This window comes from Streptomyces sp. NPDC088732, assembly GCF_044751205.1.
Classification (GTDB): domain Bacteria; phylum Actinomycetota; class Actinomycetes; order Streptomycetales; family Streptomycetaceae; genus Actinacidiphila.
Window position 1 is genome coordinate 329,291 of sequence record NZ_JBIVLI010000002.1, and the last position, 12,938, is coordinate 342,228.

10 protein-coding genes are annotated in these 12,938 nt (G+C 71.1%); 1 reads left to right on the top strand and 9 read right to left on the bottom strand.

Translation table 11 applies throughout. From position 1 onward, the window contains the following. Positions 1–8: 8 nt before the first annotated feature. The 8 genes from ACIP9H_RS04335 to ACIP9H_RS04370 all read right to left on the bottom strand — a co-directional run bounded on the left by ACIP9H_RS04335 (position 9) and on the right by ACIP9H_RS04370 (position 11,218). Positions 9–1,583 (bottom strand): Ig-like domain repeat protein, encoded by a 1,575-nt coding sequence (locus tag ACIP9H_RS04335; RefSeq protein ID WP_401957405.1) that lies wholly within the window; start codon positions 1,581–1,583, stop codon positions 9–11. Between the two features lie 86 nt (positions 1,584–1,669). After that, entirely contained in the window at positions 1,670–2,668 is a 999-nt protein-coding gene (locus tag ACIP9H_RS04340) for a hypothetical protein (protein WP_401582923.1), read from the bottom strand. 99 nt (positions 2,669–2,767) lie between these two features. Beyond that, on the bottom strand, positions 2,768–5,311 hold the full coding sequence (locus tag ACIP9H_RS04345) for a hypothetical protein (RefSeq protein ID WP_401957407.1): 2,544 nt from the start codon (positions 5,309–5,311) through the stop codon (positions 2,768–2,770). Further along, the gene (locus tag ACIP9H_RS04350; protein ID WP_401957410.1) at positions 5,308–7,071 is read right to left on the bottom strand and encodes a phosphate ABC transporter substrate-binding protein PstS; all 1,764 of its coding nucleotides are present in this window, start codon (positions 7,069–7,071) and stop codon (positions 5,308–5,310) included. The genes ACIP9H_RS04345 and ACIP9H_RS04350 overlap by 4 nt, the downstream gene beginning before the upstream one ends. A 50-nt stretch (positions 7,072–7,121) precedes the next feature. Continuing rightward, on the bottom strand, positions 7,122–8,369 hold the full coding sequence (gene pstA / locus ACIP9H_RS04355) for a phosphate ABC transporter permease PstA (protein ID WP_401957413.1): 1,248 nt from the start codon (positions 8,367–8,369) through the stop codon (positions 7,122–7,124). Position 8,370: 1 nt separating this feature from the next. Next, complete coding sequence (pstC, locus tag ACIP9H_RS04360) at positions 8,371–9,405, bottom strand: phosphate ABC transporter permease subunit PstC (protein WP_401582929.1); 1,035 nt, start codon at positions 9,403–9,405, stop codon at positions 8,371–8,373. After that, a complete protein-coding gene (locus ACIP9H_RS04365; RefSeq protein WP_401582931.1) occupies positions 9,402–9,767 on the bottom strand; it encodes a hypothetical protein in 366 nt (121 codons plus the stop codon). Before ACIP9H_RS04365 ends, pstC begins: the two co-directional genes overlap by 4 nt. A gap of 932 nt (positions 9,768–10,699) precedes the next feature. After that, entirely contained in the window at positions 10,700–11,218 is a 519-nt protein-coding gene (locus ACIP9H_RS04370) for an FxLYD domain-containing protein (RefSeq protein WP_401957417.1), read from the bottom strand. A 198-nt stretch (positions 11,219–11,416) separates the two neighbouring features. Here ACIP9H_RS04370 and ACIP9H_RS04375 point away from each other — a divergent pair, with 198 nt between their 5' ends. Further along, positions 11,417–11,845: a hypothetical protein gene (locus tag ACIP9H_RS04375; protein ID WP_401582934.1), complete on the top strand. Its 429-nt coding sequence runs from the start codon at positions 11,417–11,419 to the stop codon at positions 11,843–11,845. Positions 11,846–11,858: 13 nt separating this feature from the next. On the opposite strand, the gene ACIP9H_RS04380 is transcribed toward ACIP9H_RS04375, so the two are convergent. Then, the gene (locus ACIP9H_RS04380) at positions 11,859–12,935 is read right to left on the bottom strand and encodes a cation diffusion facilitator family transporter (protein WP_401582936.1); all 1,077 of its coding nucleotides are present in this window, start codon (positions 12,933–12,935) and stop codon (positions 11,859–11,861) included. Positions 12,936–12,938: the final 3 nt, after the last annotated feature.

The following is a 12,938-nucleotide window of genomic DNA, read 5'->3' on the forward strand; positions in this document are numbered from 1 at the left end:
CTACCGGCTCAGATGGCCGTCAGCGTGAGGGTCGCGGTGTAGGTACCGGCGACGGTCGAGGTCGGAGCGTTCAGGGCGAGGTCCGCCCCGAAGTGCGCCGTGCCCAGACCGGTGCCGATGGCGAGCGAGCGGGAGGACTTCAGACCCGCCGTGCCCGCGTCCCCGGCCTCGGCACCGTGCGCCGCGTCGACCTTGGTGCCGGCGGTGACGGTCTGCGCCGGGGAGTGGTCGATGACGTTCGGGGTCCAGCCGAGGTTCTGGCCGTTGATGGCGTGGGTGCCACCGTCGGAGAAGTCGGTCACCTGGCCGCTGGCGGACCAGCCCGGGTTACCGGCGCGGGTGTCGGTCAGGGTGACCGGGTTGATCTTGCCCGCGGTGGTGAGCAGGTCACCGTCGGCGTTGAGCACCGGCGAGGGCAGGGTCACGTGCGGGTTGTCCACGCTGATGGCCAGCGCGCCGGCCTCGACGGTGGTGGTGATGTCCTCGGAGGCGGAGACACCGCTGAAGGCACCGATCACGTACGGGATCGCGCCGGAGTCCGAACCGAGGTAGTCCGCCGTGTTGGCCGGGACGAAGGTCGCCGAGAAGGCGTGGTCGCCCTTGGGCAGGCTGCTGGTGGTGAAGGAGGCCTCACCGCCGTTGACCGGCACCGTGGCCAGCGTGGAGGTGTTGCCACCCACCGTGTCCTGGAACTTGACCGAGCCGGCCGCGGCGGCGGGCGCCACCGTGGCGCTCAGCTTGACCGGGCTGAACTGCGGCGCCGTGCCGGACGGAGAGACCGCCAGCGCGGTGGTGGTGGCGGTCGCCGGGGCGACGTTCACCTGGTAGTCCACCGCGGTGGACGTCGACGCGGCGTAGGCCGTGTCGGAGGGCGTGAACTCGGCCGTCAGCGAGTGGCTGCCCGAGGACAGGTTGCTCGTGGTGAGGGCCGCGGTGCCGCCGGTCACGGCCTTCGGCGTGCCGAGGGCGGCGCCGTTGTCCTTGAACTGCACCTCGCCCGCGACGCCGGCGGGGCCGACGGTCGCGGTCAGGGTGACCGGGGTGCCGGCGGTGACCGGGCTGTTCGGGGACACCGCGAGGGCGGTGGAGGTGGCCGTCTTCACGTCCGGGTCCGTGCTCTGGTACGTCGTGTTGGACGTGAACCAGATCGAGGACTTGAACTCACCGTAGATGGTGTCGCCGAACGCCTTGCGGCAGGTGACGGTGAACGTGTACTTGCCCTGAAGCGTGCTGAAGCCCGCCTCGTTGGCGTAGTCACGCATCGTCTCCGTCAGCGGGATGATGAGCCCGCCGGTCTCCGTCGAGTTGTAGGTCTCGAACGGGGAGTTGCCGACGACGTTCTGGCCCTCGTCCGGGAAACCCGCGCCCTGGACGTAGACAAGGATGTTGGTCGAGGGGTCCGGGCAGGGACCACTCATCGTGAAGTCCATGCTCTGGGTGTCGGAGCCGCGCGCGGGGTTGGCCACGGCGGTACCGATCTCGTCGGCGTGCGCGGCGGGGGCTACCAGCAGCCCGGCCGTCAGGACGGCCACCGTACCCGCGAGACCGCCCGCCAGGGCTCGCGAGAACTTGTTCTTCAACACAGTCGTGCTCTCCCTCTGGGAAGGATGAGAAAGTGGCGAAAGCGAAGGTTCAGACATCCATGGGGGGATGAAATGAAGCGACCGCGTCAGGGGGTCTGCTTGCTGGTGTCACCGCAGTTCGGGTTGGCCGCGAAGCCGTAGGTGTTGATCACGCCGGTCTGCTGGCAGACGAGCGAGTTCGAACCGACGAAGACGGTGCTCCAGGGAGCCGTGCCGATCTTGCTGGTCGGGATGACGTTGTAGACGTCGCGCTTCACACCGAAGTTGGTGTTGAGAACGTTGGGCGCGAGGCCGTCAATGGTGCCCAGGATCGCCCGGCCGCGCAGGTCGGCGACGGTCTGCGACGACTGCGAGTTGTACTGGGCGATGGAGAACGGAACGATCGACTTGTCGTCGAGCACGCGACCGTCGTGCTCCTGCACCGGGGCGCCGCCCTTGGTGTCCTTGATGCAGGGGTAGACGTTGGCGACCACGTCGGCCTCGGTGATGCCGACCGTGGACTCCCAGAAGGAGCGGGTGCCCGAACCGGCCTGCGGCAGAAGCGCCGTCAGCTTGTAGTTCGGGGCGGTGCCCACGTAGGCCGGGTCGCAGTGGTAGATCGCCTTGAGGTCGGCCAGGCCGAGCTTGCGCGGCACGGTGCTGCTGGGCGTGATCGCGTAGCTGACACCGTCCACGGCGAACGGGACGTAGGTCAGACCCGGGGTCGCGGCGGTCAGGGTCAGGCTGGAGGAGCGCGCGAAGTCCAGGCAGCCGTTGCCGGCGGTCAGCGACGTCAGCAGCGCGGTGCGGCCGGCGCCGGAACCGTTCGGACGCTGGATGGTGCAGCCCGGCGTCGTGGCGGGGTCCTTGGTGGTCACGTTCGCGGTGCCGGTGGCGTTGTACGAACCGATGACCTTGACACCGTTGATCGTGACGGCGTTGGCGATGCCGTTCATCACGTCCTGGGTGGTGTCGGAGCCCACACCGGACAGCTGGCGGAAGGCCGGCGAGCCGGACGGGTCGGCAACTGCGACGCTGCCGCAGACGGTACCGGTGAGGAGGCCGGCGGCACCGATGGCCGCGACGACGAGCTTGCGGATGTTCACGTGAAATTACCTCTCGGCTAGGCTTTTGCCGGGTGGTGCCCGGCGCGATGGTTCAGACAGTTCGTTGGCGCGGACCTGTCGATGGTTCGAGTGCGGGCATCACCCCTTTCCTTGCGGTGTGTTGGGACCCCTCGTGCGCAGGGCCCGCAGGCCGGTCGCGACCCGCGGCGCCACTCTCGGCAGCAGGGGGCCGCAGACGGCCGCGACAAGGCCGGCCACGAGGGCGATCAGGAGGGCGAAGCGCGTCGCGCCGAGTGCCCAGTCGGGTGTGGGCGGCAGTGGACTGCCGGCGGCCACCGGAGTGGCCGAGGGAGTGCCCGAGGGCACGGCGGCCGGCGCCGAGGGCGCCTGCGACGCGGGCGGAGTGGGGGTGCCGGCCGGCGGGCCCGGAACACCGGCTCCGCCGTCACCGCCGCCGGTGCCGGTGCCGCTGCCACCCGCGCTCCCGCCGTCACCGCCGCCGCCCGTGCTCCCGCCGTTGCCGGGGTCGGGATCGGGGTCGGAAACCGTGACGCCCGACCTGGACACGATGGCCGAGGCGGCCTGCAGGGTCTGCGAGCGCAGTGCCTGCGGCAGCGGGGCGTACCCGTCGGGCAGGGTGCCGGCGGAGACACCGGGACGCTGGCCCGAACCGACCGCGTACCGCAGCAGGTCGGCGTACTCCTGGCCTTCCTTCTTCCCGAGCTTCTCGGGCACGGTGGCCGCGTAGCTGAGCAGCGGGATCGGGTAGGCCGCGGCGTCCTTGGCGGCGGGGTCGTTCTTCAGCACGCCGGCGACGCCGCTGGGCTTCATGGTCTTCTGCGCCGCCAGGAGGGAGGCGGTGGTCGGTTCCACGAACTTGCCCGCGGCGTTCTGCAGGGCGGCGGTCACCAGCCCGTAGCGGTGCGCGGTGGCGGTGTCGGTCACCGCGATGACGGCCCGCTGTCCCGCCGGCTGCGGGGGGTCCTTCTTGTAGGCCGGCGGTTGGGTGGTGGCGTCCCAGATCGTGCGGGCCAGGGTCTCGCCGCGTGCGACGGCGCGCGCGGCGGCGTGCATGTCGGTGGCGTAGGGGTGCTTGTCCTGGATGCACAGCGGGTTGTCGGGGTGGGTGTCGAACTCCTGGCAGAACGGGTCGCTCTTGGGGAAGGAGTTGATGGGCAACTGCAAGTTCTTGTAGTGCGGGTTGACCTTCATCCCCGAGAAGGTGGAGTCGCCGTGGGCACCGGTGTTGTCAGGGGTGCCGTCCAGGAACTCCCGGGCCGCCGGGTCCTGCTCCACCCAGCTCCACAGCGCCGACGTGGCGTCGGACAGCGGCTCGGCCACCAGGGCGTCGCCCAGGGACCCGCCGAAGTCGAGGTCCTTGAAATCCGGGTTGTACTTCAGGAACTCCGGGTCGTGGCCCAGGTTGAGCGGGTTGCTGATGGTGTTGTCCGCGAGGCGGGAGTTGCCGTCCGGATAGGACTCGGAAAGGAGTTTGGCGACCAGCCGGGCGGTGAGGTTCAGCTTGCCGAGCCGGGTTCCGTTGCGTGCGACGACGTCTCCCGGGGCACCGAAGCCCGCCCGGCTCTCGATGAAGAAGCCGAAGGTCAGCCCGGACAGGGTCACCGGTGCGTACACCGGCTTCTGGTCCGCGGGGACCTGGTCCCCGGTCGCCGGCCGGTTGAGGAAGACCATGCCCGGCTTGCCCGAGACCAGCTTGGCGCGGGCCGTGTCGTCGGTGATCTGCGCGTAGCCGTAAATGGTCTTGGAGCCGTGCTGGCACAGCGTGGGCTGCCAGCGCACGACGGCCTCCGCGACGGCCTCGTCGCCGAGCGTGCCGCGCTCGTCGGCTCCGATGGGGCAGAAGTCGCCGATCGGCTCGAACTGCAGCGGGACGACGATGCGCTGCTTCCAGTTGGTCGCGCTGAGCGGCGAGGACTGCAGCAGGCCGCTGGGCTGGGTGCCGTACGCGCTGCCGTCCACCTCGCTCTCGCCGCGCGGCACGACGACCAGCCAGCAACTGCGGCCGGTGGTGGAGGTGTGTCCGTCGGGGACCTCGCCGCAGCCGAGGCCGGGGGCCTCCAGGGCGGTCTGGGTCTCGAAGTAGACCTCGCCGGTGCCGCCCGGGCCGCTGCGGGCGTAGGGGACCTCGTTCGAGGTGCTGACGTCGTAGAAGTCGTTCCAGTTGCCGGGATCGGTCTTGTCGCCGGTCACCGAACGGAAGGGGACGTAGGAGTTCCCCGACTTCGTCGGCGGCGGCAGTGTCTGCGCCGGGTCCTTGAGGCTGCCGTAGTTGAGCTGGCGGGTGTTGGTGTACGCGCCGGCGCCCTGGCTGCCCGCACCCGCGCCGAGCGCGGAGGAGCCGCCGAACTGGCACTGCTCGGGGTCGGGCCCGGTGGAGGCGTCGCCCCAGCACTGCATGATCTGGAGGTAGTCGGACGCGTAGTTGCTGTCCGAGACCGTCTCCGCGGCGCCCTTCCAGGAGACCTTGACCACCTGGTTGACCAGGTTCTTGGTCTGACTGACCGTCACCTTCAGGTTGGGGAAGGCGTCGTGGCCCGAGACCGTCACCTCGGACCCGGACGCGGCAGCCGCCACCGGGACGGAGGCCGGGGTCGTGGCACCGATGAGCGCCAGGGCGGCGACGGCGAGCAGGCCGGCCAGCTGCCGGCGGAGGGATCTCATGACCGCCCCTTGCGGCCGAGGCGGGAGTTGAGCAGCGGCGGCACGATGGTGAGGGCCACCAGCAGCACCGCGGCCAGCACCATCAGGGTCGTCTGGGTCCCGCCGCTGATGCTGCTCGCGGTCGTCACGGGCATCGGGTAGGCACCGTTGCCGCCGCCGTCGGCCGCGGCCGCGCCGTTGTCGACGACCTGACCGGTGTCCGGGTCGACCGAGGGTGAGGCGCTGCCGCCGCCGGTCGCACCGCCGGCGCCGCCCGTGGCACCCGCGTCACCGCCGCCGGACGTGGCCGCGCCGCTGCCGCCGGAACCGCTGCCGGACGTCCCGGCCGAGCCGGTGGAGCCGCCGTTGCCGTTGGAGCCGTTTCCGCCACCGCTGCCGGACGTGCCGCCCGAACCGCCGCTGCCGCCGCTGCCGCCGCTGCCGCCGGAACCGCCGACGTTGGTCGGGGCCTTGGCACCGCCGGTGCCGGTCGCGCACTGCGTACTGCCCTGCTTGTCACAGGCGGGCGGGTACGGGGCGGTCTTGGCGAGGGTGTTGGTGCCGTTGGTGGAGAAGGTGGGGTTGTGGCAGTTCTTGATGTTGATCGACTCGGCCTTGACGCCGGGGATCTTGCGGACCTGATCGAGGCCCGCCTGCACGAGGTTGATCGGCAGCGGTGAGTAGCCGAGGTCGTCGACGCTCTGCTGGCCCTGGCAGAGGAAGTAGTACGCGAAGGCGCCGAGTGTCTTGCCCTTCTGCTCGTTGAACTTGTACTCCAGCTTGGTCGGAATGATCATGTAGCTGTAGCTGGAGAGCGGGTAGGTCCGCTTGTCGCTGTCGGTGTAGACCTGGTCGAGCTGCTGCGTCAGGTCCTTGTTGATGTGCGCCTTGAGCAGCGCGACCGCGACGTTGGTCGCCTTCGGCTCGACGTAGTAGCCGGCCTTGTTGAGCACCTTCACCACCGGGAAGCCGGTGGTGTAGACGGCGTAGGAGTACTCGACGTAGGTGATCGTGCCGACGTTGCCCGCCTGCGCGACATAGCCGGAGACACCGTTGGACCCTGCCTGGGCGACCATGCGGAGGCCGCTCACCAGCGGGAAGTTGGAGGTCTGCCCGCAGTGGGGGGTTTTGCGGCCGGCCTTGGCGCAGTAGTCGTCCCACAGCGAGCCGTACTGGTTGGCCATCCAGGTCGTGAACTGCGCGGTGGTGCCGGATCCGTCGGAGCGGACCACGGGGACGACCGGGAGCGCGGGAAGGGCGTTGGCGAGGGCGGGGTTGTCCGCCTTGATCGCCGGGTCGTTCCAGGTCTTGATGACGCCGGTGAAGATCTTGGTGATGACGTCGCCGGACAGCCGCAGGTTGGTGACCCGCTTGCCCGCGATCTTGAGGTTGTACATGAAGGAGGTGCCGCCCGCGACGATCGGCATGTACGCGTACTTGCGCGCGGGCGGCGGGTCGGCGACGCCGGAGTCCTCGATGCCGTACGGGATCTCGGAGACGCCGTAGTCCACCGTGCCGTTGCGGTACTGGTTGCGGCCGTCGGAGGAACCGGTGCCGCTGTAGTTCACCGTCATGCCGTACTGCTTGACGTTGGCCCGCCACTGGTCGAGCGCGTTCTGGCTCCAGGTCGACCCCGCGCCCGAGATCGGGACGTACGTCGCGGCGGCGGCGGTGTCGGGCGTCGGCAGCACGGCCGTGAACAGCAGGGCGGCCAGCAGCGCGAGCAGTCTCACGGCCTGGGAACGGGTACGTGCGGGCGGTGCCGGACGGGCTCCGGACATGACGGGCGGCTCCTGATCGGTACGGGTGGTGCGGTCTGGGCGGCGGGGGGTCACGAGTCGGCCGGATCGGAATCGGCCGGTGCGGGACCGGCCGGTGCGGGACCGGCCGGTGCGGCGGGCCGCGGGGCCGCGGGCCGGCGGGCGCTCATGCGCACCACGTCCCGCTGCGAGGCCAGCACCCGGCGGTGCTGCTGACCGCGGCTCAGCTCGCCCGGACCGCGGCCGCCGATGGCGCGGGCCAGGACGAAGAGGATGAGCACCAGGAACATCAGCAGCGCCGCGGAACCGAATCCGCGGGCGATCATGTTCGGCTGGGGCGACCCGACGAGGGAGAAGGTCGCCAGCGGCAGCGAGATCTGCGCGCCCTTCAGCGGGTTGGTGTTGAGGCTGGCGGTGAATCCGGCGGTCAGCAGCACCGGCGAGGTCTCGCCGATGCCGCGGGCGGTGCCGAGGATCACCGCGGTGGTGAGGCCGGACCGCGCGGTGGGCAGCACCACGGTCCACACCGTCCGCCACTGGCCGGCCCCGAGCGCGTACGACGCCTCGCGCAGCGAGCTCGGCACCAGCCGGATGACCACGTCGGCGGCGCGGATGATGATCGGGAGCATCATCACGCTCAGCGCGAGCGCGGCGGCGAAGCCGGACTTCTCCAGGCCGATGATGAGGATGACGGTGGCGTAGATGAACAGGCCGGCCACGATGGACGGCAGGGCCGTCATCGCCTCGACGATGGTGCGGACGAAGCGCGCGTAGCGGCCGGGCACCTCGTTGAGGAACACCGCGCAGGCCAGGCCGAGCGGCACCGTGATCGCCAGGGCGATCGTGATGTGCTCCAGGGTGCCGACGATGGCGTGCAGCACACCGCCCTGGGTGAGCGGCTGGAGCGGGCCGGTGTCCGACAGGTCCTTGGTGAAGAAGTTCAGGTGGACCAGCGCCCCGTGGCCGCGCCACAGGGTGTAGGAGACCACGAAGACCAGCGCGATCAGGAGCAGCAGGGCCAGGCTCTGCCACACCACCGCCGCCACCCGGTCCCGTACCGCCGCGGCGTTCTGGTCGAGGGAGACCAGCACGGCGTACATGCCGAGGAAGCACACGTACGCGACGACGACGAAGCCGAGGAGCGAGTCGAACGGGGCGACCCAGAAGAACAGCAGCGAGGTCAGCGCGACCGCGCCGACCAGGGCTCCGGCTATCGCCAGGAGGTCGGTCAGGTGCACACCGGAGGTGTTGCGCCGGATCTCGGGCTCGTCGGGGCGGGCGGCCGGGGCCGTCCGCTCCTTGGTGAGGAGGTCACTCATCTCAGGCCTCCACCCCCGCGCCGGAGCGACTGCGCGCAACGATCGAGGAGGCGATGAAGTTGACGACCAGCGTCATGAGGAACAGGGCGAGGCCGGCGGCCATCAGGGCCGACATGCCGAACTCGGTCGCCGAGCCGTAGCGCAGGGCGATCAGCGCCGAGACGGAGTTGGCGCCGTTCTGCAGGATGTGCGGCTGGATGGCGAAGACCGGGGAGATGATCATGTAAACCGCGATCGTCTCGCCCAGCGCCCGGCCGAGGCCGAGCATCGTGCCGCCGATGATGCCGCCGAGCCCGAAGGGCAGGACGACGGTGCGCACCATGCCCCACTTGGTCGCGCCGAGCGCGTAGGCGCCCTCGCGCTCGCCCACGGGCGCCTGGGAGAAGGCCTCCCGCATCACCGAGCAGGCGATCGGCGTGACCATCAGCGCCACGACCATCCCCGCGATGAACGTGGAGGACGTGAAGACCGTGGCGGTCGCCAGCGGGTCGTCGGGGTCGGTGCCCGTGACCTTGAAGATCGGGATCCAGCCGAAGTACGTGGCCAGCCACCGGGACAGGCCGACGACGTGGCTCTGCAGGAAGAAGGCGCCCCACAGGCCGTACACCACGCTCGGCACCGCCGCCATGAGGTCCACGAGGCTGACGAGCGTGCGCCGCACGCGGCGCGGCGCGTACTCCGAGATGTACAGCGCGGTGCCCACCGCCAGCGGCACCGCGAAGGCGATCGCCGTCAGGCCGATCAGCACCGTGCCGGTGAGCACCGCGGCGATGCCGAAGTGGTGCGCATCGGGTTCCCAGGCCGCCGTGGTGAGGAACGAGAAGCCGGCGACGCTGAGCGCCTGCCACGCGCGGTAGGTGAGGAAGACACCGACCAGCAGCATGATGACGAGCACCGTCGCGCCGCTCCCCCGCGCCACGAGGCGGAAGGCGAGGTCGGCGCGCTCGGCGCTGCCGCGGATGTCGCGAGGGGCGTCGTCCACGGGATCGGGACCGGGCTCGGAGGAACGTCCGAACCCGGGAAGTGCGACGGTCATCGGACCCCCGCCCCGGCCCGCAGCCCGGTGGGCGGCGTGGTGTCCCGGGGACCCCGGGTCTCCTGGGCGTCGCCCGTGCCGCGGCCCTCGTCGGAGTCTTCTCGCGTAGACCCCGGCTGAGCTGCGGCCCGCAGACCGCGCAACCGCGGCCGGTGGGCCGTTCCTTCGGTCATCTCCGCGACGGTGACGGCGGCCAGGAACAGCCCCAGATTCTGCTGGCACTCGCGCTGGCGCTGGTAGGTGCGGCCGGACACCGCGACGTCCTTTCCACCGAGCGCGACCCGCCAGGTCCAGGTGCTGCCGGCATCCGCCATGGCCAGCTGCGCGCGGACCTGCCCGATGTTCTCTCGGAGCAGGAGCACGGCCGCCTGGCACTCGGCCAGGGACGCGTACGCGCGGGCGCTGCGGCCCAGTTCACGGTTGTTGGCACCGACCAGCCGCCAGCCGACCGCGGCGGGGCGGCCCTCGCCGCGCTCCTGCCGGTCGGTCCGGTCGTGACGGTCCTGTCTGTCGGGTCTGCCCGGTCTTTCGGGTCTTTCAGGTCTCTCGGGTCTCGCAGTGCGCGACGAACCCTCCGGGGAGAGGTCCGGGTCACCCGGATTCCCCGAACGCACATGCTGGACCCCTGGCAGGTACCTGCCATCCCCCTGGGCCAACATGTACAGAACGCGCGGCCGGACCATAAGGCCGACCTCCCTCCCCATTGTGTTTTTCGCGCAACAGGCCGAAATACATCCCCAAGCGGGACTGACAGTCGCGGCACATGAGGGGGTTGCGTTCAAGGAGGGGAGAACGCCGAACGGATGGAAGATGAACGAGACGTGCAGATCCACGCAAGGTAATGATGATCAAGGTTGCGGTGACGCTCCGCTTTTTCAGCCACGGTCCGACGCAGGCGATCTCACGCAGAAGCGGTACGCGTCGAGCGGCAGTTGCGTGAGAACGATCGTCAACAGTCTTACAGGGACACGTAGTTGAAACTGGAGGCACAGATTCTCGCCATTCGCGGCCGGCCGCGGAGCGCGCCTGTGCAACCTGTTCAGAGGACGTTTCTCGCCAGTTCGCCGGCCACCGGGAGACGTTCACACGGCCGACGGCCGGCCGTCCCCGTGCGGGCGGTCCGACGCCCCGTCCGGCGCGCCCGACTCCCTACCGGTGGGTACGAGAATCGCCCGCGATCCCGCGCGCGGAGAACCCGCGGCCCCCGGCCGCGGGCCCGCACGGCGACCGGAGTCGCCGGGGAGGGAAAGGCCCGTCCGCAACGGCGACGCCGGGCCGTTCCTGCCGCACCGCGTCAATTCGCGGCGGTGCGGCCCACTTCGGTCACCTTGCAGGTGATGTCGCCCGCCGCCGGGCCGGTTCCCTGGGCGCTCTCCTTCACCGAGGCCCCGCCGGCCAGTCCCGTGGTCGTCGCGACGCCCTGGGAGATCAGGTGTCCCGTCGAGTCGCTGAACTCCACGCGCACCTGGTAGTCGGCGCTCTTGTCCCCGTGGTTGGTGATGGTCACCTCGGCACTGGGCGACTTGGTGAAGTCCGTGAGCCCGCACGAGTCGATCTTCACATCGTCCTTGAACTGGCCCTGCCCGGCGGCGTCCTGCGCCGGCTCGGTGCTCACCGCCGGCGCTTTGCCGCCGGAGTCCCCGTCGCCGCCGGTGCGGAGGGCGAACGCGACACTGCCGCCGACCACGACGAGGATGGCGACGATGCCGAAGCCGAGTATTTTCCCCGCCCCCGACTTCTTCGGCGGCTGGACCCAGCCGGGTCCTTGGGACGGGTGCGAACCCGGTGGTTGCGTGTGCGACGACTGTGTCACAGGAGCCCCCTGAGGCTTGGGTGTGGGGGACACCGTGACATCACCCTCACAGTCCGCGCAGACATGCGAGCGGTCTGTGATGTTGCCGTGACCGATCCGGTACTGATCATTCCTCGCAGTCATCACCGTTCCCCCGCGGACGTCCCCCGGGCGCACACTGGAAGATCCGTGGCCACGCGACGCCCGACCGGAGGAGCCATGTCCCCGTACGAGCAACTCGCGGCGCTGGCCGCGCTCCTGGACCAGGCGGTGGCCGCCCAGCCGGAGGCCGACCGCGTGATCGCCGCGTGCGGCGAGCGGGGCCCGGTCCCCACGGAAGTGGCCCGTGACGGCAGCCGGCAGGCGGCGGTTCTGCAGGGCATCGCCCAGCGGCTGCGGGACCTGCCCGTCGACGGGGAGCGGGCGAACGCGCGCGACGAGGCCGTCCGGCTGCTCACGTACGACCACTGGATGGTGCGCCAGGCACTCAATCTGGCCTTCACCGCCAACGCCGACACCCTCACCGAGGCCGCCCGTCTGCGACTCAACGGACTGGGCGCCCCCGCCGACCGGTTGCGGGAACTGGCCGGACGGATCAGGGGCGCGGCCGCACAGGCGGCGGCCGACCACGGCACGGGACCGCGCTGAACCGCGCCGTGCCTCACGTGCCGTGGTGGGCCAGGCCGGCGTGCGGATCCGGAAGGCCGGCCGCCGGCGCCGGGTCGGGGTGGACCAGGGCGGCGCTCAGCCGGGGAACGGCATGCAGCAGCGCGTGCTCGGCGTCCACGGCCACCTGGTGCGCCGCGCGCAGGTCGAGCGAACCGTCCACGACGACGGCGACCTCCGCCCGCACCCGGTGGCCGATCCAGCGCAGCCGCAGTTCGGCGACGTCCAGGACTCCGGGCCGGTCGCGCAGCGCACGCTCGGCGGCGTCGACGAGCGCGGGGTCGACGGCGTCCATGAGGCGGCCGAACACCTCGCGCGCCGCGTCACGGAGCACCAGCAGGATGGCGGCGCCGATGAGCAGCCCGACGACCGGGTCGGCCGCGCGCCAGCCGAGTGCCGCGCCGCCCGCGCCGAGCAGCACGGCCAGCGACGCGAAGCCGTCGGTACGGGCGTGCAGTCCGTCCGCGACGAGCGCGGCCGAACCGATCCTGCGCCCGATGCGGATGCGGTAGCGGGCCACCCATTCGTTGCCCGCGAATCCGGCGAGCCCGGCGGCGGCCACCGCCGGCAGGTGGGACACGTCCCGCGGGTCCATCAGGCGGTCCAGCGCCTGGTACCCGGTGACGACCGCGGACGCCGCGATCGTGGCGACGACGACGATCCCTGCCAGGTCCTCGGCCCTGCCGTAGCCGTAGGTGAAGCGGCGGGTGGCGGCGCGCCGTCCGAGCAGGAACGCCAGGCCCAGGGGGAGGGCGGTCAGCGCGTCGGCGGCGTTGTGCACGGTGTCGCCGAGCAGCGCGACCGACCCGGACAGCACGACGACGGCCGCCTGCACGGCGGCGGTGGCGCCGAGGACCGCCAGCGAGATCCACAGGGCGCGGATGCCCTCGGCGGAGCCTTCGAGGGCGCGGTCCAGCTTGTCCGCGGCGGCGTGGGAGTGGGGGCGGGCCCTGCCGTGGCCGTGGCGGTGCTTGTCGTCTCGGCCGTGGCCGTGCGTATGGCCGTGGTCGTGGTCGTGGCCGTGCGGCTGTCCGTGACCGTCGTGCGGATGGGGGTGCCGGTGCTCGTCCATGAC

What these genes read in the sequence shown, in the direction of transcription:
- ACIP9H_RS04345 (WP_401957407.1), bottom strand. Translation starts at nt 5,311, where the DNA reads ATGAGATCCCTCCGCCGGCAGCTGGCCGGCCTGCTCGCCGTCGCCGCC.
- ACIP9H_RS04350 (WP_401957410.1), bottom strand. Translation starts at nt 7,071, where the DNA reads ATGTCCGGAGCCCGTCCGGCACCGCCCGCACGTACCCGTTCCCAGGCC.
- pstA (WP_401957413.1), bottom strand. Translation starts at nt 8,369, where the DNA reads ATGAGTGACCTCCTCACCAAGGAGCGGACGGCCCCGGCCGCCCGCCCC.
- pstC (WP_401582929.1), bottom strand. Translation starts at nt 9,405, where the DNA reads ATGACCGTCGCACTTCCCGGGTTCGGACGTTCCTCCGAGCCCGGTCCC.
- ACIP9H_RS04375 (WP_401582934.1), top strand. Translation starts at nt 11,417, where the DNA reads ATGTCCCCGTACGAGCAACTCGCGGCGCTGGCCGCGCTCCTGGACCAG.
- ACIP9H_RS04380 (WP_401582936.1), bottom strand. Translation starts at nt 12,935, where the DNA reads ATGGACGAGCACCGGCACCCCCATCCGCACGACGGTCACGGACAGCCG.